The sequence below is a fragment of the Pseudomonas sp. GM_Psu_1 genome, from assembly GCF_026544185.1.
GTDB lineage: Bacteria > Pseudomonadota > Gammaproteobacteria > Pseudomonadales > Pseudomonadaceae > Chryseomonas > Chryseomonas oryzihabitans.
Window position 1 is genome coordinate 153,838 of record NZ_JALNUX010000005.1, and the last position, 17,089, is coordinate 170,926.

A 17,089-nucleotide genomic window follows, 5' to 3' on the forward strand; every position below is an offset into this window, starting at 1 on the left:
AGCCGCTATTCCGGCTTGGTGCCGATCTGCTCGCGCAACAACTCTAGGTAGCGGCGCGCTCCCAGGCCCAGGGGGCGATTCTTGATCCAGATGACGTCGATCCAGCGGCGGATCTGGCTGGCCATGTTGTCGAATTGCACCTGCTCGAGCAGGCCGGCGGCGATCAGCGGCCGCACCAGCGGGTGGGGCAGATAGGCCCAGCCCAGCCCGGCCTGCACCAGGTCCAGCGTCGCCAGGTAGCTGTCGGTCAGCCAGACCCGTTGCGACAGCACGATCTGCGGGTCCGAGGCATTACGGTCGCCCCCGGCCACCACGATCTGGCGGGTATCGGCCATCAGCGTTTCGCCCAGTGGCCGATCCTGGCGGGAGGCGGGATAGCCGGGCGCGGCCACCGCCGTGAGCAACTGGCTGCCAGCCTCGGCGAAACCTTCCAGCGCGTTGATGCCCGGGCGCTCGAAGATCAGCGCCATGTCCACGCTGCCCTCGTGCAGCAGGCGGATCGCCTCGGCGCGGGCGGCCGAGCGGATCTCGATTTCCAAGGCCGGAAATTCCTCGGCCAGGGTCACCAGCGGGCGGCTCCAGGCGCCGGTCTGCAACTCCGGCGCCATCACCAGCACGAAGCGCCGTTCCAGCCCCGCATGCAATTGCAGGGCATGGGCGTCGAGCAGCGTGAGCTGGCTGGCCACCTGCCGCGCCTGGGGTTCGAGGGCGCGCGCGGCGGGGGTCGGCAAGGCCTTGCGGGTGGCGCGATCGAACAGCACCAAGTCCAGCTCGGCCTCCAGTTGGGAGATCGCCATGTTCACTGCGGAGGGCACCCGCCCCAGCACACGAGCCGCGGCGGAAAAGGAGCCTTCGTCAATCACGGCGAGAAAGACCCTGAGCGTTTCGCTGGTAAAGGCCATGGTTGTCAATTTCGCTGATAACGATCGTCTTTTTGTATCAGCCAGACCGGCTTAGAGTCCAGCCAAACCACAACGGAGACAGCCTTATGAGCGAGTCGATGGCGGGCCAGGTGGCCCTGATCAGCGGTGCCGGCAGCGAAGCCGGTATCGGCATGGCGATCGCCCGGCGCCTTGGTGCGGCGGGGGCGCGGTTGATCGTCACCGCCAGCAGTGCCCGGATCGCGGAGCGGGTGGTGGAATTGCGCGCCGCCGGCTTCACCGCCGAAGGCCGGGCGCTGGATCTCACCGAGGAGGCGGCCGTTGGCGAGTTCTGCCAGTGGGCCGAGGCGCGCTGGGGCCGTATCGACATCCTGGTCAACAATGCCGGCATGGCCATGCAGGGCAGTCCCGAGCCCCTGGTCGAGGTGGCGCGGATGACTCTGGCCGACTGGAATCTGACCTTGGCGCGCAACCTGACCACGGCCTTCTTGCTGACCCGCGCCGTGTTGCCCGGCATGCAGGCGCGCGGCTATGGCCGCATCGTCCATGTCAGTTCCGCCACCGGCACCCGGGCGGGCATTCCGCAGGCCGCGGCCTACAGCGCGGCCAAGGCGGCCATGGTCGGCATGAACATGAGTCTCGCGCTGGAGGTGGCCGGGCAGGGCATCACGGTCAACGCCGTGGCGCCCGGCTGGATCGAGACCGCCTCCAGCCTGCCGGAAGAATTGCAGGCCGCGACCCGGGTGCCCGTGGGCCGCGCCGGTCGTCCCGCCGAGGTCGCCGCAGCGGTGGCCTTCCTGGCTTCGCCCGAGGCCAGCTACATCACCGGGGAATACCTGGTGGTGGACGGTGGCAACAGCCGCATCGAAAACAAGGGGGCCTGACATGCAGCCAGTCGTGCTGATCAGCGGGGTTTTGGGGGGCATCGGCCAGGCGGTGCGTGCGCACTTTCTGCAGGCCGGCTGGCGGGTCTTCGGTACCGATCTCGATGGCGCGGCCCTGGCGGCGCTCGAGGCCGAAGGTGGCCTTGCCGGCCAGCACGCCGCCGACCTGCGCCAGGCCAGCGCCAGCCGGGAGGTGGTCGCCAGCGCCCTGGACCGCCTCGGTCGGCTCGACGCCCTGGTCAATTGCGCCGGTGTCTGGCGCGAAGGCCCAGCCGAGACCTTCAGCGAGGAAGACTTCGACCTGGTGCTGGACGTCAATCTGAAGGCCAGCTTCTTTCTCTGCGCCGCGGCCATTCCCGCGCTGCGGGACACCCGGGGCGCCATCGTCAACCTGAGCAGCGATGCCGGTCGCCAGGGCAATCGCAATGCCGCCGTCTACTGCGCCAGCAAGGGGGCGGTGACCCTGATGACCAAGGCCCTGGCCCTGGATCTGGCGCCCAGCGGGGTGCGCTGCAACAGCATTTCGCCCGGCGATGTGGCGACGCCCATGCTGAGCTTTCAGGCCGAGCGCTATGGCGACGGCAATCCCGCCGCCTACCTGCAGGACCTGTTGGCCAAGTATCCGCAAGGTGAAGCGGCGCGCTTCATCCAGCCCGAGGAGGTCGCCGAGCTGGCCTTTTTCCTGTGCCAACCCGCCGCCCGCTCCATCACCGGCGCGGACCTGGCCATCGATTGCGGCGTCTCGGCCGGGCACTGAGCCCGGGCCGATCCGCCCTCCACCCCAAGAGGAATTCGACATGACCACCAGTGGTATCAGCGAAGCCGCCGTGCAGACCTTTGTCGCGGCCGAACGCGAGCGCTTCCTGGCGCGCAATCCCAAGTCCCTGGCCCTGGCCGAGCGGGCCCGGCACTCGCTGTTCGGCGGTGTGCCCATGCACTGGATGAACGACTGGTCGATGCCCAGCGCGCTGTTCGTCAGCCATGCCCAGGGCTCGCGCTTCCATGACGTCGACGGCCACGAGTACGTCGACTTCTGCCTGGGCGACACCGGCAGCATGTTCGGCCACTCGCCGGCGCCCATCGCCCGGGCCCTGGCCGAGCAGGGCGCGCGCGGGCTCACGACCATGCTGCCCGGCGAGGATGCCGTGGTCGCCGGGGAACTGCTCGCCGAGCGCTTCGGCCTGCCATTTTGGCAGGTAGCGACCACCGCCACGGATGCCAACCGCTATGTCATCCGCTGGGCGCGCGCCATCACCAATCGCAAGATGCTGCTGGTGTTCGACGGCTGCTATCACGGCACCGTCGACGATGTCATGGTGCGCCATCAGGAGGGGCGTACCGTGCACCGCGGCGGCCTGATCGGCCAGGCCCACAACCTGGCCGAGACCAGCCGGGCGGTGCCCTTCAATGACCTCGCGGCGCTGGAGGCGGCACTGGCGAAAGGCGACGTCGCCGCGCTGATCTGCGAGCCGGCCATGACCAACATCGGCATGGTGCTGCCCGCCCCGGGGTTCATGGAGCAGGTCCGCGCCCTGACCCGGCAGTACGGCACCCTGCTGATCATCGACGAGACCCATACCCTGTCCACCGGTCCCGGTGGCTGCACCCGTGCCTGGAATCTCCAGCCGGACTTCATCACCTTCGGCAAGCCCATCGCCGGGGGCGTGCCCTGTTCGGCCTATGGCTGCAGCCACGAGATGGCCCAGGCCATGCGCCTGGCGCAGCAGCACGCCAGCGAGACCAGCCACGGCCATGGGCACAGCGGCATGGGCACGACGCTGTCGGCCAATGCCCTGGCCATGCGCTGCCTGCGCGTCAGCCTGGAAGAGGTCATGACCCCGGCCGCCTATGCGCGAATGCTGCCGCTGGCGGCGCGACTGGCCGCCGGCCTGCGCGAGGTGATCGCCCGCCATGGCCTGGCCTGGTCGGTGACGGAGCTGGGCGCCCGCTGCGAATTCCAGTTCTGCGCCACGCCGCCCACCACCGGCGCCGAGGCGGAAGCCGCCTTCCACGACAGTCTGCAGCAGGCGCTGCACCTCTACCTGATCAACCGGGGCATCCTCATCACCCCCTTCCACAACATGACCCTGTGCTGCCCGGATCTCGAAGCGGCGGACGTCGACCGCCTGCTGGCCACCCTCGACCAGGCTCTTGGCGAGCTCCTGGCGTTGCCCGGCGCCCGGGAGTGTCAGCCATGAACTTCGCCGATGCCCAAGAAGCCCGTGACTTCCTCGCCGCCCACCCCGAGGTGCGCAGCATCGAACTCATGCTGATCGACGCCAATGGCGTGCCGCGCGGCAAGCTGCTGCACCGTGACGAATTGCTGGCCATCTACGAGGAGGGCCGGCCGCTGCCCAGCTCCATCCTGGCGCTGACCCTGCAGGGGGAGGACGTCGAGGCCACCGGCCTGGTCTGGGAGGTCGCCGATGTCGACTGCTGGACCTATCCGCTGCCCGGCAGCCTGACCCTGCAACCCTGGCGCAGCACCCCGACCGGCCAGGTGCAGGTGAGCATGCACCCGACCCAGGGCCTGCCGGCCACCCCCGCCGATCCCCGGCATGCCCTGGTACGGGTGATCGAGCGGCTGCAGGCCGACGGCTTCCAGCCGGTGATGGCGGTGGAGCTGGAGTTCTATCTGCTCGACCGCACCCGCGACGCCCAGGGCCGGCCGCAACCGGCGCTGCAGATGAATGGCGTTCGACCCGGCTCGCCGCAGGTCTATGGGGTCTACGAACTGGAGCAACTGCAGCCCTTTCTCGACGACCTCTACGCCGCCTGCGAGGTACAGGAACTGCCGGTGCGCACGGCCATCTCCGAATACGCCCCCGGCCAGCTCGAATTGACCCTGCTGCACCGCGTCGATGCCCTCCAGGCCATCGACGAGGGCATTCGCTACAAGCGCCTGGTCAAGGGGGTCGCCAACCGCCACGGCCTGCAGGCCTGCTTCATGGCCAAGCCGTTCGGCGACCAGGCCGGCAGTGGCCTGCACCTGCACGTCAGCCTCGCCGACGCCGCGGGCAACAACCTCTATGCCAGCGAGGATCCGCAGGGCACGCCACTGCTGCGCCACTCCATCGGTGGCATGCAGCACCGGATGCTGGATGCCCTGGCGATCTTCTGTCCCAACGCCAACTCCTACCGCCGCTTCCAGGCCAACAGCTATGCGCCGCTGGCCAAGAGCTGGGGGGTCAACAACCGCAGCGTGTCCCTGCGCGTACCCGGCGGTCCGGCCAGCAGTCGCCACATCGAGCACCGCATCTGTGGCGCCGATGCCAATCCTTATCTGGCGGCCGCGGCCATCCTCGCCGCCATCCATGAAGGCATCCGTGACGAACGCGACCCGGGGCCGGCCACTGTCGGCAACGGCTACGAGCAGGCCACCGACTTCCTGCCCACCGACTGGCTGACCGCGCTACAGGCGCTGGATCGCTCCAGCTGGATCCGGGAGGCATTGGGGGAGCGCTTCGTCGAGGTGTACCTGGCCATCAAGCGCGCGGAATACCGGCAATTCATGGCTGAGGTGGGCGAGCAGGACTGGCGCTGGTATCTGACCCACGCCTGACCCCGCGCTTCAGAACGCCAGGCTGGCCTGCCAGCGCCGATCCCGGGTCGAGGGCCGCCGGTGAAGCCGCTCGTCCAGCAGCGCCGCGGCCCTGGCGTGTTCACCCCCGCGCAGCAGGGCGACCAGCAGGGTGTCTTCGATGACCTCGCGCTGGGCGCCACTGCCGCCGATGCGGGCGACGTCCCCGCGCAGCGGTTCCAGCAGCCGGGCGCAACCTGGGTAGTTCTCCTCGGCAAAAGCCAGCAGGGCGCGGCAGAGCAGGGGGACTACCGGTCCGGCGGCCAGGCCGCCGTCGCGCAGGCGGCTTTCCAGTCCAGCGATACGGGCTTCCACCGCCAGACGATCCCCGATCGCTGCGGCGATCAGCGCCATATGGACGTCGGCGAAGGCCAGGCCCGGTTGCTGGAACAGCCCCTCCACACTGGCGGCGGTGGCCTGCCAGAGCTCGGCGGGCACCTCATGACCATAGAGTCCCAGACGCCAGAGAAAGGAGGCATTGTCGCTGACCCGATTGAGCGGGCCGGCGGTGGACGCCGCCGGCGCTACGAAGCGCTGATAGAGGTCCAGCGCGCCCTGGCTGTCGCCCTGTTCCAGCGCCACCAGGGCGCCGTGCCAGGCGATATGTCCATGCAGGGTGCCATGGCGCGGATACTCGGGCAGCCAGCCGGCGATCAGGGCCTGCGCGGCCTGACTGTCGCCGGATTCGTGCAGGACATGGGTCAGGGCATGGGCCGCATTGACGTTGTGACGGCGTAGCTCGAGCGCCCGCTCGGTGAGCACTCGACCGCGGACCACATCGCCGTTCTCGCCATGGGACCAGCCGCGGTAGGTCAGGAACCACCAGTCGTCCGCGGCGAAATGGCGGGCATGGCGTTCGCAGAGGTCGACCCGCGCCTGGTTATGATCGGCCCGCCCGGAAAACGCCAGCAAGCCAAAGGCCCCCAGAGGCAGGCCAAGGATCAGGATGTCGCGTGGCCAGCGCTCGGCATGTTCCAGCGCGCCCTGCAGCGCCCGCGCGCCTTCCCCGGCGATCAGCCGCCGCAGGACCTCGACATGGCTGCGCTCGCGCTCCGTGCCAAGCCGCTCGACCAGCCGCTGCGCCCGCGCGATGGTCTCCCGGGCCGCGCCGGCCTGGTTGTCGATCAGCTGCAGCCGCGCCCGTGCTGCCAGCGCCAGGGCGAAATCAGGATCGGCCGCGATCGCCTCGTCGAGCGCCTCGGCCGCCCCGGGCCAGAGCGACAGCAGCAGGTCGACGCCGGCTCGATAGCGCTCGGCGGCGTGAGTGGAAGGGGTGGACAGGGGAAGGTCGTAGCGGTCGGTGGGAAAGGAAGGCATCTTCAACCTGGGCTAACGGAACGGGGGTCTTCGGCAGCATGCCGTGACGGCTCATGCTGCCTAGATAGCAGGCCCTACGCCCGAAGGGTACTGCAGCTCATTCCTGCAGGGCGTGAGAACGCCTCATACCGGTGGGGGCTCAGAACAACTCGGCGATCGTTCGCTCCCCCAGCGCCAGGCCGATGCTCATGCCGAGCCCGGTATGCATCAATACGGCGGTGATCTGCGGATCGACCTCCAGCACGCTGTAGGGCCCGGGTCCACGGGCACCGTAGACGCCTTGCCAGCGCTCCAGCACCTCCAGGCGGTCGCCCAGCGTCTGTTCCGCCAATTCCAGCAGCAGACGATCGACGTGTTCGGCGTTGAAGGGCGACGCATCGCTGCCGTAGTCGTGGGAATCGCCGATGATGAGGTCACCCTGCGGGGTGGGACTCATCAGCAGGTGGATGCCCAGGGTCGCCAGTTCCGGTTGTTGCTGGCGGATTTCCGCGCGGATCGCCGCGGCTTCCGGCAGATCGGCGAAGGCGCCGTAGTGCACGCAACTCAGCCCGGTCAGCACCGCGTGCTGCAGATCCAGTGGACGGGTACAGCGGGCGCGCAGCATTTGCAGACGGCAGACCTGGGGTTCCAGGGTCGCCAGTTGCTCGGCCAGCAGCGTCTGGTAGTCGTGTCCCGAGCAGACCAGGATGTGGCCGGCGTCCTGTCGCTCCAGCCCGGCGATGCAGCGCAGCAGGGTGGTCTTGCCGCAGCCGGAGGGTCCGAGCAGGCAGACCAGCTCGCCGGCAGTGACCTCCAGGTCGACGCCGTCCAGCGCCACGAAGTCTTCGAAGCGCTTGTGCAGTCCAGTCAGGCGTAGATCGACGGTAGCCATGGCGGTGACCTCGGGTAGCGGGAGACGAGGTCAATGCTGGGCGCCGGGCGCGACGCCTTGATGGCAGTTGAGCCAAACCTGCCGATAGTGGTATCGGCGAATTTGGGTAGCGCCGGTCAGCGCTGGGCGCGTTCCCGGGCCACGGCGAGAAAGGCCGCTGGCAGACGTGCCTGGCGTCGCTCCTTGAGGCAATAGAGGTATTCGGTGATGGTGGGCGCTTGCTCCAGCTCGATCACCCGCAGGGCGGGATGATCCGGCACCTCGTGCCGGGCGATCACCGCCACCCCGAGGCCACGCAGCGCCGCCTCGCGGATCGATTCGCGACTGCCGATCTCCAGCAGGCTGCCCAGTTGCACGCCGGCCGCCGCCAGCCAACGCTCGGTGAGCTGGCGGGTGACGGAACCCGCTTCGCGACACAGCAGGCACTCACCGGCCAGGGCGGCGGGCGGTAAAAGGTGGCGTCCGGCCAGGGGATGGCTGCGGTGCACCGTCAGTACCAGCGGATCCTCGCCCAGGACCAGCCGACTGAAGCGCGGGTCCTGCTCCAGTTGCGAGGACGCCGCCAGATCGACGCGATAGTCTTCCAGCGCCTCCACCACCTGCTGCGAGTTGCCGATGGTCAGGGTCACCTCGATGTGCGGATGACGCGCCCGGAAGGCGCTCAGCAGATCCAGCATGTAATAGGGCGCGGTGGCGGCGAGACGTAATCTGCCCTGCAGCTGGCCGCTGTTGCGGAGCAGGAAGTCGATGTCGGCTTCGCGTTGCAGGAGCTCCTGCACCCTGGGCAGCAACTGCACCCCTAACCTCGCTGAGCATCAGCCGCCGGCCGCCGCGATGGAACAGCTCGATGCCGTAATGGGCTTCCAGGTTGCGGATCTGGGTGGTCACCGTCGGCTGGCTCAGGCCAAGCTTCTTGGCCGCCTGGGTGATGCTGCCCAGCCGGGCGACCATGTGAAACGCCTTGAGCTCCTGGCTGAGCATGGTTGGTCAGGCTCCGGAAAGACGACTACGGGAAGGGACGAGGCGCACACCTTAGCCGCCTGATCGCAAGCCCGGAAGAGGCAGTCCACCCGCTGCGGCTGAGCTACGGGACGGCATCCACGTCGGCGACCAGCAACTGCCCCGATACGTAGGCGGCCGCATCCGAGGCGAGAAAGGCCACATAGCGAGCAAAGGCGAGGGAGGCGGTCTGCTGGCCTGCCAGCGCGGTTGGTGACGACCTGGCGGTCGGGATGAGGGCGTTGACCTTAAGGCCCTGGGCATCGTATTCGGCGGCCAGGGTGCGTACCAGCCCATGGATGCCGCTCTGCAACGAGGTTGCGATGGCCTGTCCCGCGACGAAGCGATGCGCCGCGCAGGAGGTGAGCCAGATCAGCCTGCCGTTGCCACCTTGGAGCATTCCCGGTAGCAGCCGGCCTACCAGCGCGAGAGGTCCGGTCCACAACAGCTGGCACGCCCGCGCCCAGGCAGCGTCGTCCAGCCCGGCACTGTAGCCGTCAGGCAGCGCAGGGGGCATTGAGCACCAGGATGTCCGGTTGGCAGCCGGTCGCCGCGAGGTGCTCGGCGCAATGACGTACCGACGCGGGCATGAGGAAATCCAGCTGCACACTATCGGTCTGGGCGGCGCCCAGGGGGTCACTGGACGCCCGAATCACCCTAACACCATTGCGGATCAAGGCTTCGGCGATAAGGCCGCCGAGGCCCTGGTGACCTTCGCAGACAAGGGCGGTGCGGGTATGGCAGGACACTAGGCGGTTTCCTGTATGAAGGCGCGCGACGTTCGCGAAGACTCAGGCGGCGAACAATTGGTAGAGCGGTGGCAAGGTCGATACCAGCAGCGCGACTGCCATGCCCAGGTTGAAGCGGCGCGCGCGCCGCGCATCCGCGAGCCATCCGCGCAGCGCACTGCCGACCAGCGCCCAGACACCGACGCCAGGAAGACTCAGCATGGCCAGCAGCAGTGCAGCCAGTATCACGTTCGGGGCGTGATGCTCGACCGGGATATAGGCTGCCGCTGCACTGATCGACACCGTCCACGCCTTGGGATTGATCCACTGAAAGGCCGCGCCGGCGAGCAATCCCATGGGCGCGGCAGGTTCCGCGTCGAGCCGGATCGGACCACTGCGCGCGATCCGCCAGGCCAATAGCAGGAGGTAGCCGAGTCCCAAGGCACTCACTAGCAGATGCAGCCCTGGCAGGGCCAGGAAAAACGCGCCCAGCCCAAGGCCGATTACCACCAGCTGCAGGCCCACGCCAAGGGCGATGCCGAGGACCAGGGGCAGGGTCCGGCGTATCCCGACCTGAGCGCCACTGGCCAGTACCAGGGCGTTATTGGGTCCGGGCGTAGCGGTCATGATGAGGCCGAAAAGGAGGAAGGGCAGGAGAACGCTGAGGTCAGTCATGGACAAGATTGTTGTGGAGTGACGATATTGGATGGCTATTTTATTGCGCACCCATCAGTTTAAGATTGCATAAATAAGTAATAAGACTTCTTGGGTGCGATGAATGACTGATCTGGACCGTCTTGACCGTCGAATATTGCGTGAGCTGGAAAAGGATGCGCGCCAGACCAACGTGAAGCTGGCCGAGCGGGTCGGCCTGTCACCTTCGGCCTGCCTGCGGCGGGTGCAGGAGCTGGAACGCTCCGGGATCATCAAGGGCTATCGGGCGGTGGTGGACCGCACGCGGATGGGCATCGGCTTCATCGTCTACGTCGCCGTGGGCATGTCCTGCCATGGTCGCGAAGAGCTGGATGCCTTCGAGGCGGCCATCAGCGATTCGGCCGCCGTGGTGGAGTGCCACACCGTCACCGGCGCCGTGGAGTACCTGCTGCGGGTGGAGGTGGCCGACATGCTGGCCTACCGCGCTTTCCATACCCAGGTACTTGGCGTGCTGCCGCACGTGAACTCGGTGGTCAGCTACATCGTCATGGACACGGCCAAGGACGAGCGTGCCTAGCGTCGCCTCGTTTCTTTTCTACCGACACGCCGCAATGGCCAATGTGGCCGCCGCGGTACGGGTCTCCACGCCGAGTTTCACGTAGACGTGCTCCAGGTGCTTGTTCACCGTGCGGGGCGAGAGGCCGAGGATGTCGCCGATGTCGCGATTGGTCTTGCCGCAGGCGACCCAGTGCAGCACCTCGACCTCGCGCCCGGTCAGCTGGTAGCGGCTGCTGAGCGGCGCCAGGTCCAGCGCGGTCCTGGCGTGCGGGCGGCTCGCTGGCAGGCTGCGCGCCGCCTGGAGTTCGCGCGCCGTGCGCAGGTGGGCCGCGACCCGTGCCAGGACCTCATCGGTCTTGAGTGGCTTGGTCACGTAGTCGATGCCGCCCGCGGCGAAGGCCTCCACCACATGCTCGGTTTCGGTCAGGGCGGTCATGAACAGCACCGGGATATCAGCCAGTTCGGCCTGGGCCTTTATGCGTCGACAGGTCTCGAAGCCATCCAGGCCGGGCATCATGGCATCCAGTAGCACCACGTCCGGTCGGCGGCGCTGCATGCGCTCCAGGGCACTGGCGCCGTCCAGGGCCACCAGCACCATGTAGCCGCTGGCGTCCAGGGCGTCGGAGAGCAGGGCGAGGTTGTCCGGGGTGTCGTCGACGATCAGCACCACGCTGGGCGGTAGGGCGGCGGTCATGGATTCTCTCCTTCCAGGGGCAGGTCGGCCGGCTGCAGCGCGTCTTTGACCCGGCGGTTGAAGTCGTTGAGCTGAAAGCGTTTGACCAGTGCGCGCAGGGTATCGACATAGACAGCGCTGGCTGGCTCCTCGCGTTCGATTCGATCCAGGCAGGCGTGGATGCCTTTCACATAGCCCAGCGCACCCAGCTCCTGTAACGCTTTCAGATTGGCAACGCTCGGTGATTGGAGCGACACCGATCGCCTGCCAGGCGGTTCGGCGGTCCGCTCCAGCCAGGTCAGGTCCAGGTGCGTCCTGATCTTTTCCAGCAGCTGCGGCGTATGGACCGGTTTGGCCAGGTAATCGTCGCAGGCGGCCGCGGTGCTGCGTTCGCGATCGACGGCGAAGGCATTGGCGGAAATGACGATGATCGGCGCCCTGGACAGGCCGTGGCGGCGGATCAGCGCGCTGGTCTCCAGCCCGTCCAGCAGCGGCATGGAAAGATCCATGAGGATGAGATCCGGCTGCCACAGGGCGATCTGGCGGATGGCGTCCTGGCCATTGGCGGCCTCCGCCAGTTCGAAGCCCAAGGGTTCGAGCATGCCGGCCAGCACCCGGCGGTGATCCAGATGGTCGTCCACCAGCAGCACCCGGCGCCGCGGGCCCTGATAGCCGCTGATGCTGTGTTCGACGTGAACCAGCGCCCGGGGCACCCGCACTTCGGACAGGAACAGGCGCACCAAGAAGCGGGTGCCCTGGCCGGGTGTGCTGGTCACGTCCAGGGCGCCGCCCATCAGCGTCACTAGCATGCGGGTGATGGTCAGGCCCAGTCCCAGGCCGTTGTCCTGGCGCAGCGGATCGCCCCGTTCGAAGGGTTGGAACAGCCGCTCCAGCTGTTCCGCGGCGATGCCCAGGCCGCTGTCGATGACCTCGAAGGTGGCGGTTTCCCGCGCGTAGGTGACCGCCAGGATCACGCCGCCCTGGTCGGTGTAGCGCACGGCGTTGCCGAGCAGATTGATGAGGATCTGCCGCACCCGCTTTTCATCGCCACGTACCACGGCGGGCAGGCGTCCGTCGACCTCGAGGGCAAAGCTCAGGCCCTTGTCCTGGGCTTGGGGGGTGAACATCTGCTGCAGCTGTTCGAGAAATTCCGGGAAGGGGATTTCCGAGGGTTCCAGCTGCAGCTTGCCCGCTTCGATCCGAGCCACGTCGAGCAGGCCGTCGATCAGCGAGAGCAGGTGCGAGCCATTGCGGTAGATGGTGGCCAGGGCGTCCAACTGACGATGGCTGCTGGTCGGATCGCGCTGCAGGATCTGGGTGTAGCCGAGGATGCTGTTCAGCGGCGTACGCAATTCGTGGGACAAGCCCGTGACATAGCGGCTCTTCGCGGCATTGGCGGCTTCCGAGGCCTCCTTGGCCCGCTGCAGGGCTTCGTCGGTCTTGCGGTGCGCCTCGATCTCCTGCATCAGCAGCGCGGTCTGCCGGTTCGATTCCTCCAGCGCCACATGGCGGCTCTCGCGGGTCAGCACCACCCACCAGGCGAGGGCGCCAGCAAACAGCGTGAGCACCATGAAGGCCTTGAAGAAGCCCTGATACAACAGGTGGCGTTCATCGACCTGCAAGCCCTGGGAAACCTGGCTGTAGATCAGCGCCAGGGCGCAGAACATCAGCCCGACCAAGACCAGCAGCACGCCCAGGTAGTGCGCCAGGCGGGTATGCAGGCGCGGCACCGAGGTGTTCGGCAGCAGCCAGCGCAGCAGGGTGTCGACCTGCTCCGCCAGGCGCGCCCTGGGTTTGCAGAGATCGCCACAGCGCGCATCCAGGGCGCAGCAGAGCGAGCAGATGGGCGCGCCGTAGGCAGGGCAGAAGGCGACGTCTTCGCGCTCGAAGGCGTTGGTGCAGAGCACGCATTCCAGATGGACCTGCGCGGGGTGCAGCAACTTCAGCACGCTGGTCCGGGCGATGTAGTAGCGGCCCCGGGTGAGCCAGGCCAGCAGCGGCGCGCAGATCAGGGCGGAGACCAGGGACACCAGGGGCGAGGCAGCCTGGGCCAGGGCGCCGAACAGCCCCGCATGGGCCAGACCGGACAGCAGCGAGGCGAGCAGCATGGCGCCGACGCCGACCGGGTTGATGTCGTAGAGGTGCGCCCGTTTGAATTCTATGTGCCGGGGCGACAGCCCCAGAGGCTTGTTGATCACCAGGTCGGCGACCACGGCGCCGATCCAGGCGATGGCAATGTTGGCATAGAGCCCGAGCACTTCCTGGATGGCCTCGAACACTCCCAGCTCCATCAGCATCAGGGCGATCAGCACGTTGAACACCAGCCAGACCACCCGGCCCGGGTGGCTGTGGGTGACCCGGGCGAAGAAGTTGGACCAGGCCAGGGAGCCGGCGTAGGCGTTGGTCAGGTTGATCTTGACCTGACTGACGATGACGAACAGCACCATGGCGCCCATGGCCCAGCCGGGCGAGGCGAACACGTAGCCGAAGGCGACCAGGTACATCTGGGTGGGTTCTGCGGCGCGTTCCAGGGGAATCTCGTGCTGCAGGGCGAGAAAGGCCAGGAAGGCGCCGGCCAGCATCTTCAGGGCGCCGGGCACTATCCAGCCGGGACCGGCCATCAGCAGCGCGGCCCACCAGCGCCGGCGATTCTGCGCGGTCTTTTCCGGCAGAAAGCGCAGGTAGTCGACCTGTTCGCCCACCTGGGTCACCAGGGCGAGGGCCACGGTACAGGCGGCGCTGAAGGACAGCAGGTTGAAGGCACCGGCCTCGCCCTCGCGGCCGGCGAAGGTGGTCCAGTCCGCCAGGGCCCCGGGATTCTTGGCGATGACGAAGGCATAGGGCAATAGCAGCAGGATCAGCCAGAGCGGCTGGCTCCAGAGCTGCAGGCGATTGATCAGGGTGATGCCATAGGTCACCAGGGGGATGACGATGATCGAGCAGATGACATAGGCCAGGGCCAGCGGAATGCGGAAGTACAGTTCCAGGGCCAGCGCCATGATCGCCGCTTCCAGGGCGAAGAACAGAAAGGTGAAGCTGGCGTAGATCAGCGAGGTGATGGTCGAGCCGATGTAGCCGAAGCCGGCACCCCGGGTCAGCAGGTCCATGTCCACCCCGTAGCGCGCCGCGTAGTAGCTGATCGGCAGCGCGGTGAGAAAGATCACCAGGCTCGCCGCCAGCACCGCCCATAGGGTATTGGTGAAGCCATAGCTGATCGCCAGGGCGCCGCCGATGGCTTCCAGGGCCAGAAAGGACACGGCGGCCAGGGCGGTGTTGGCGATGCGAAATTCCGACCACTTGCGAAACGACCGGGGCGTGTAGCGCAGGGCGTAGTCTTCCAGCGTCTCGTCGGCCACCCAGCTGTTGTAGTCCCTGCGGATCTTGGCGATGCGTTGCGTCCCGGTCTGCTGCACGGCAGGGCTCCTGGGGTCTGCGTGGCGGGGTTCAGGCAAGTTCCATGCCTCGGTCGTCTTGGCGTCCTGCCTCTCTATGGCCACTATCTGCCCGGCTTGGCGTGCCCCGCGCGGGCGCGCGACGGACAGAGCATGCCTCAGGGCGTTGCAGCGGGCTGTACGTCAGATGACGTAGGCCGTTACGTCATCCTGCGTATGTTCCGGGCCGGCTGTCCCAGCCCATCCTTGCTCCGCAGCGCAAGCCGCAGTCCCGGTCCCCGGGGGCGACCGGCACATCACCTAGAGGAGCGACAAGATGCACAGATCAGCGGGCGTGAAATCCAGTCTTCCGCGACGCCTGGCACTGGGCGCCGCGGCATTGTCCCTGTTGGCAGCCAGCGTGTTCAGTCAGGGCGTGATGGCGGACGCCGCCAATTCCACGGGCCTGGCCGTGACCGATACCACCGTGACCGTCGGCCAGTTGCATTCCGCCACCGGCACCATGGCCATCTCCGAGACCGGGGCCATCCAGGCCGAGCGGCTGGCCATCGAGCAGATCAACGCCCAGGGCGGGGTGCTCGGGCGGCAGGTCAAGATCATCCAGGAAGACGGCGCCTCCGACTGGCCGACCTTCGCCGAAAAGGCCAAGAAGCTGCTGGAAGCCGACAAGGTCGCGGCGGTGTTCGGCTGCTGGACCTCGGCGTCGCGCAAGGCGGTGCTGCCGATCTTCGAAAAGGACAACGGCCTGCTCTACTACCCGACCTTCTACGAGGGCCTCGAGCAGTCGAAGAACGTCTTCTACACCGGCCAGGAAGCCACCCAGCAGATCCTCTCGGCGCTGGACTGGCTGGCCAAGGAGAAGGGCGCCAAGACCTTCTACCTGGTGGGCTCGGACTACATCTGGCCGCGGACCTCGATGAAGATCGCCCGCAAGCACATCGAGAACGTGCTGCATGGCGAGGTGGTGGGGGAGGAGTACTACCCGCTGGGCGGCACCCAGTTCGGCTCCCTGACCAACAAGATCAAGCTGAAAAAGCCCGATGTGGTCTTTGCCGCGGTAGTCGGGGGTTCCAACGTCGCCTTCTACAAGCAGCTCAAGGCGGCCGGGATCACCTCGGCCAAGCAGAATCTGCTCACCCTCTCGGTGACCGAGGATGAAATGCTCGGCATCGGCGGCGAGAACATGGCCGGCTTCTACTCCTCGATGAAGTACTTCCAGACCCTGGACAATCCCAACAACAAGGCCTTCGTCGAGGCCTTCAAGGCCAAGTACGGCAAGGATGCGGTGGTGGGCGACGTCACCCAGGCGGCCTATCTCGGTCCCTGGCTGTGGAAAATGGCGGTGGAGAAGGCCGGCAGCTTCGATGTCGACAAGGTGGTCGCGGCGTCTCCGGGCCTGGAGCTGAAAACCGCCCCGGAAGGCTATGTGAAGGTCCACGAGAACCATCACCTCTGGAGTCGCTCGCGTATCGCCCAGATCCAGCCGGACGGCACCTTCAAGGTGGTCCACGAATCCGCCGATCTGATCGAGCCCAATCCCTTCCCCAAAGGCTACCAATAAGCCTTGCCTGACCGGAGGCGTCGCCTCGCCGACGCCTCCGTCCACCTTCGCGGGGAGATCTCCATGGAAAGCTTATCCGACTTCGGCGCGATCGCCGTGATGCAGGGCTTCAACGGCCTTTCGGTGTTCTGCGTGTTGCTGCTGATGGCGCTGGGACTGGCGATCATCTTCGGGCAGATGGGCGTGATCAACATGGCCCACGGCGAATTTCTCACCGTGGGGGCCTACACCACCTACGTGATGTCTTCGCTGACCCTGCACCTGTTTCCGGCCTTGCAGCCCTATTACTTCTTTTTCGCCCTGATCCTGGCGTTCTTCGTCGCCGGGGCCATCGGCTGGCTGGTGGAGTGGGCAATGATCAGCCGGCTCTACCAGCGCCCGCTGGACACCCTGCTGGCCACCTGGGGCCTGTCGCTGATCCTGCAGCAGGTGTTTCGTTCGGTCTTCGGCGCCCGCGAGGTCAGCGCCGAACTGCCGGAATGGATCATGGGCTCCTGGAGTCCGACCGCCAGCATCGACATCCCCAAGAACGGCCTGTTCGTCATGGTCGTGACCGCGCTGCTGACCCTGACCCTGTTCTTCATGCTGTATCGCTCGCGCTGGGGGCTGCAGGTGCGCGCCACCATGCAGAACCGGGTGATGGCGCGCGCCGTGGGCATCAACACCCGCCGCGTGGATCGCCTGACCTTCGCCCTGGGCTGCGGCGTAGCCGGGGTGGCGGGCGCGGCCTTCACCACCATCGGCTCCATCGGCCCGACCTCGGGCTCGCTGTACATCGTCGATACCTTCCTGGTGGTGGTCTTTGGTGGGGCAGCCAGCCTGCTCGGCACCATCGCCTCGGCCTTTGGCATCGCCCAGGCGCAGTCGCTGCTGGAATTCTTCCTGTCCGGTTCCATGGCCAAGGTGCTGACCCTGTCGGCGGTGATCCTCATCCTGATGCTGCGGCCCCAGGGGCTGTTCTCGGCAAAAGTCCGCAAGTAGGGAGTCCATG

15 protein-coding genes and 1 pseudogene are annotated in these 17,089 nt (G+C 67.1%); 7 read left to right on the top strand and 9 right to left on the bottom strand.

All coding sequences use genetic code 11. The annotated features are described in order from the left end of the window. Nucleotides 1-5: 5 nt before the first annotated feature. A complete protein-coding gene (locus OXS31_RS10285; protein ID WP_044341855.1) occupies nucleotides 6-902 on the bottom strand; it encodes a LysR family transcriptional regulator in 897 nt (298 codons plus the stop codon). Between the two features lie 86 nt (nucleotides 903-988). On the opposite strand from OXS31_RS10285, the gene OXS31_RS10290 reads away from it, so the two are divergent. Genes OXS31_RS10290 through OXS31_RS10305 form a run of 4 tightly spaced genes read left to right on the top strand, consistent with a single transcriptional unit; the run spans nucleotide 989 to nucleotide 5,327 of the window. Then, a complete protein-coding gene (locus OXS31_RS10290; RefSeq protein WP_044341856.1) occupies nucleotides 989-1,765 on the top strand; it encodes an SDR family NAD(P)-dependent oxidoreductase in 777 nt (258 codons plus the stop codon). A 1-nt stretch (nucleotide 1,766) separates the two neighbouring features. After that, complete coding sequence (locus OXS31_RS10295) at nucleotides 1,767-2,522, top strand: SDR family oxidoreductase (RefSeq protein ID WP_027602328.1); 756 nt, start codon at nucleotides 1,767-1,769, stop codon at nucleotides 2,520-2,522. Nucleotides 2,523-2,562: 40 nt separating this feature from the next. Next, a complete protein-coding gene (locus OXS31_RS10300; RefSeq protein ID WP_267398874.1) occupies nucleotides 2,563-3,963 on the top strand; it encodes an aspartate aminotransferase family protein in 1,401 nt (466 codons plus the stop codon). Then, entirely contained in the window at nucleotides 3,960-5,327 is a 1,368-nt protein-coding gene (locus OXS31_RS10305; RefSeq protein WP_267398875.1) for a glutamine synthetase family protein, read from the top strand. Before OXS31_RS10300 ends, OXS31_RS10305 begins: the two co-directional genes overlap by 4 nt. A 9-nt stretch (nucleotides 5,328-5,336) precedes the next feature. Here the strand turns inward: OXS31_RS10305 and OXS31_RS10310 are convergent, their stop codons facing one another. From OXS31_RS10310 to OXS31_RS10335, 6 genes and pseudogenes are all read right to left on the bottom strand, one after another. Next, on the bottom strand, nucleotides 5,337-6,662 hold the full coding sequence (locus OXS31_RS10310; protein WP_267398876.1) for a tetratricopeptide repeat protein: 1,326 nt from the start codon (nucleotides 6,660-6,662) through the stop codon (nucleotides 5,337-5,339). 139 nt (nucleotides 6,663-6,801) lie between these two features. Continuing rightward, nucleotides 6,802-7,533, bottom strand: coding sequence for an ATP-binding cassette domain-containing protein (locus OXS31_RS10315; RefSeq protein WP_267398877.1), 732 nt, complete (start codon nucleotides 7,531-7,533; stop codon nucleotides 6,802-6,804). 116 nt (nucleotides 7,534-7,649) lie between these two features. Continuing rightward, nucleotides 7,650-8,514, bottom strand: a pseudogene (locus OXS31_RS10320) (LysR substrate-binding domain-containing protein). A gap of 103 nt (nucleotides 8,515-8,617) precedes the next feature. Next, the gene (locus tag OXS31_RS10325) at nucleotides 8,618-9,049 is read right to left on the bottom strand and encodes an SDR family oxidoreductase (protein ID WP_267398878.1); all 432 of its coding nucleotides are present in this window, start codon (nucleotides 9,047-9,049) and stop codon (nucleotides 8,618-8,620) included. After that, entirely contained in the window at nucleotides 9,030-9,281 is a 252-nt protein-coding gene (locus OXS31_RS10330; RefSeq protein WP_267398879.1) for a hypothetical protein, read from the bottom strand. Before OXS31_RS10330 ends, OXS31_RS10325 begins: the two co-directional genes overlap by 20 nt. Before the next feature lie 42 nt (nucleotides 9,282-9,323). Further along, nucleotides 9,324-9,935 (bottom strand): LysE family transporter, encoded by a 612-nt coding sequence (locus tag OXS31_RS10335; protein WP_108581740.1) that lies wholly within the window; start codon nucleotides 9,933-9,935, stop codon nucleotides 9,324-9,326. 103 nt (nucleotides 9,936-10,038) lie between these two features. Between OXS31_RS10335 and OXS31_RS10340 the strand changes: the two genes are divergently transcribed. Continuing rightward, nucleotides 10,039-10,491: an Lrp/AsnC family transcriptional regulator gene (locus OXS31_RS10340; protein ID WP_042134162.1), complete on the top strand. Its 453-nt coding sequence runs from the start codon at nucleotides 10,039-10,041 to the stop codon at nucleotides 10,489-10,491. 18 nt (nucleotides 10,492-10,509) lie between these two features. On the opposite strand, the gene OXS31_RS10345 is transcribed toward OXS31_RS10340, so the two are convergent. Then, nucleotides 10,510-11,166 (bottom strand): response regulator, encoded by a 657-nt coding sequence (locus OXS31_RS10345; protein ID WP_144958657.1) that lies wholly within the window; start codon nucleotides 11,164-11,166, stop codon nucleotides 10,510-10,512. Further along, nucleotides 11,163-14,558, bottom strand: a complete 3,396-nt coding sequence (locus tag OXS31_RS10350) for an ATP-binding protein (protein ID WP_267398883.1) — start codon at nucleotides 14,556-14,558, stop codon at nucleotides 11,163-11,165. The genes OXS31_RS10345 and OXS31_RS10350 overlap by 4 nt, the downstream gene beginning before the upstream one ends. Before the next feature lie 295 nt (nucleotides 14,559-14,853). Here OXS31_RS10350 and urtA point away from each other — a divergent pair, with 295 nt between their 5' ends. Further along, nucleotides 14,854-16,098: an urea ABC transporter substrate-binding protein gene (gene urtA, locus OXS31_RS10355; protein ID WP_108581736.1), complete on the top strand. Its 1,245-nt coding sequence runs from the start codon at nucleotides 14,854-14,856 to the stop codon at nucleotides 16,096-16,098. A 63-nt stretch (nucleotides 16,099-16,161) separates the two neighbouring features. Beyond that, a complete protein-coding gene (urtB, locus tag OXS31_RS10360) occupies nucleotides 16,162-17,079 on the top strand; it encodes an urea ABC transporter permease subunit UrtB (protein ID WP_017640174.1) in 918 nt (305 codons plus the stop codon). Nucleotides 17,080-17,089 lie beyond the last annotated feature (10 nt).

Excerpts from the sequence above, each read along its gene's own strand:
- OXS31_RS10285 (WP_044341855.1), bottom strand. The coding sequence starts at position 902 with ATGGCCTTTACCAGCGAAACGCTCAGGGTCTTTCTCGCCGTGATTGAC.
- OXS31_RS10290 (WP_044341856.1), top strand. The coding sequence starts at position 989 with ATGAGCGAGTCGATGGCGGGCCAGGTGGCCCTGATCAGCGGTGCCGGC.
- OXS31_RS10295 (WP_027602328.1), top strand. The coding sequence starts at position 1,767 with ATGCAGCCAGTCGTGCTGATCAGCGGGGTTTTGGGGGGCATCGGCCAG.
- OXS31_RS10300 (WP_267398874.1), top strand. The coding sequence starts at position 2,563 with ATGACCACCAGTGGTATCAGCGAAGCCGCCGTGCAGACCTTTGTCGCG.
- OXS31_RS10305 (WP_267398875.1), top strand. The coding sequence starts at position 3,960 with ATGAACTTCGCCGATGCCCAAGAAGCCCGTGACTTCCTCGCCGCCCAC.
- OXS31_RS10310 (WP_267398876.1), bottom strand. The coding sequence starts at position 6,662 with ATGCCTTCCTTTCCCACCGACCGCTACGACCTTCCCCTGTCCACCCCT.
- OXS31_RS10315 (WP_267398877.1), bottom strand. The coding sequence starts at position 7,533 with ATGGCTACCGTCGATCTACGCCTGACTGGACTGCACAAGCGCTTCGAA.
- OXS31_RS10325 (WP_267398878.1), bottom strand. The coding sequence starts at position 9,049 with ATGCCCCCTGCGCTGCCTGACGGCTACAGTGCCGGGCTGGACGACGCT.
- OXS31_RS10335 (WP_108581740.1), bottom strand. The coding sequence starts at position 9,935 with ATGACTGACCTCAGCGTTCTCCTGCCCTTCCTCCTTTTCGGCCTCATC.
- OXS31_RS10340 (WP_042134162.1), top strand. The coding sequence starts at position 10,039 with ATGACTGATCTGGACCGTCTTGACCGTCGAATATTGCGTGAGCTGGAA.
- OXS31_RS10345 (WP_144958657.1), bottom strand. The coding sequence starts at position 11,166 with ATGACCGCCGCCCTACCGCCCAGCGTGGTGCTGATCGTCGACGACACC.
- urtA (WP_108581736.1), top strand. The coding sequence starts at position 14,854 with ATGCACAGATCAGCGGGCGTGAAATCCAGTCTTCCGCGACGCCTGGCA.
- urtB (WP_017640174.1), top strand. The coding sequence starts at position 16,162 with ATGGAAAGCTTATCCGACTTCGGCGCGATCGCCGTGATGCAGGGCTTC.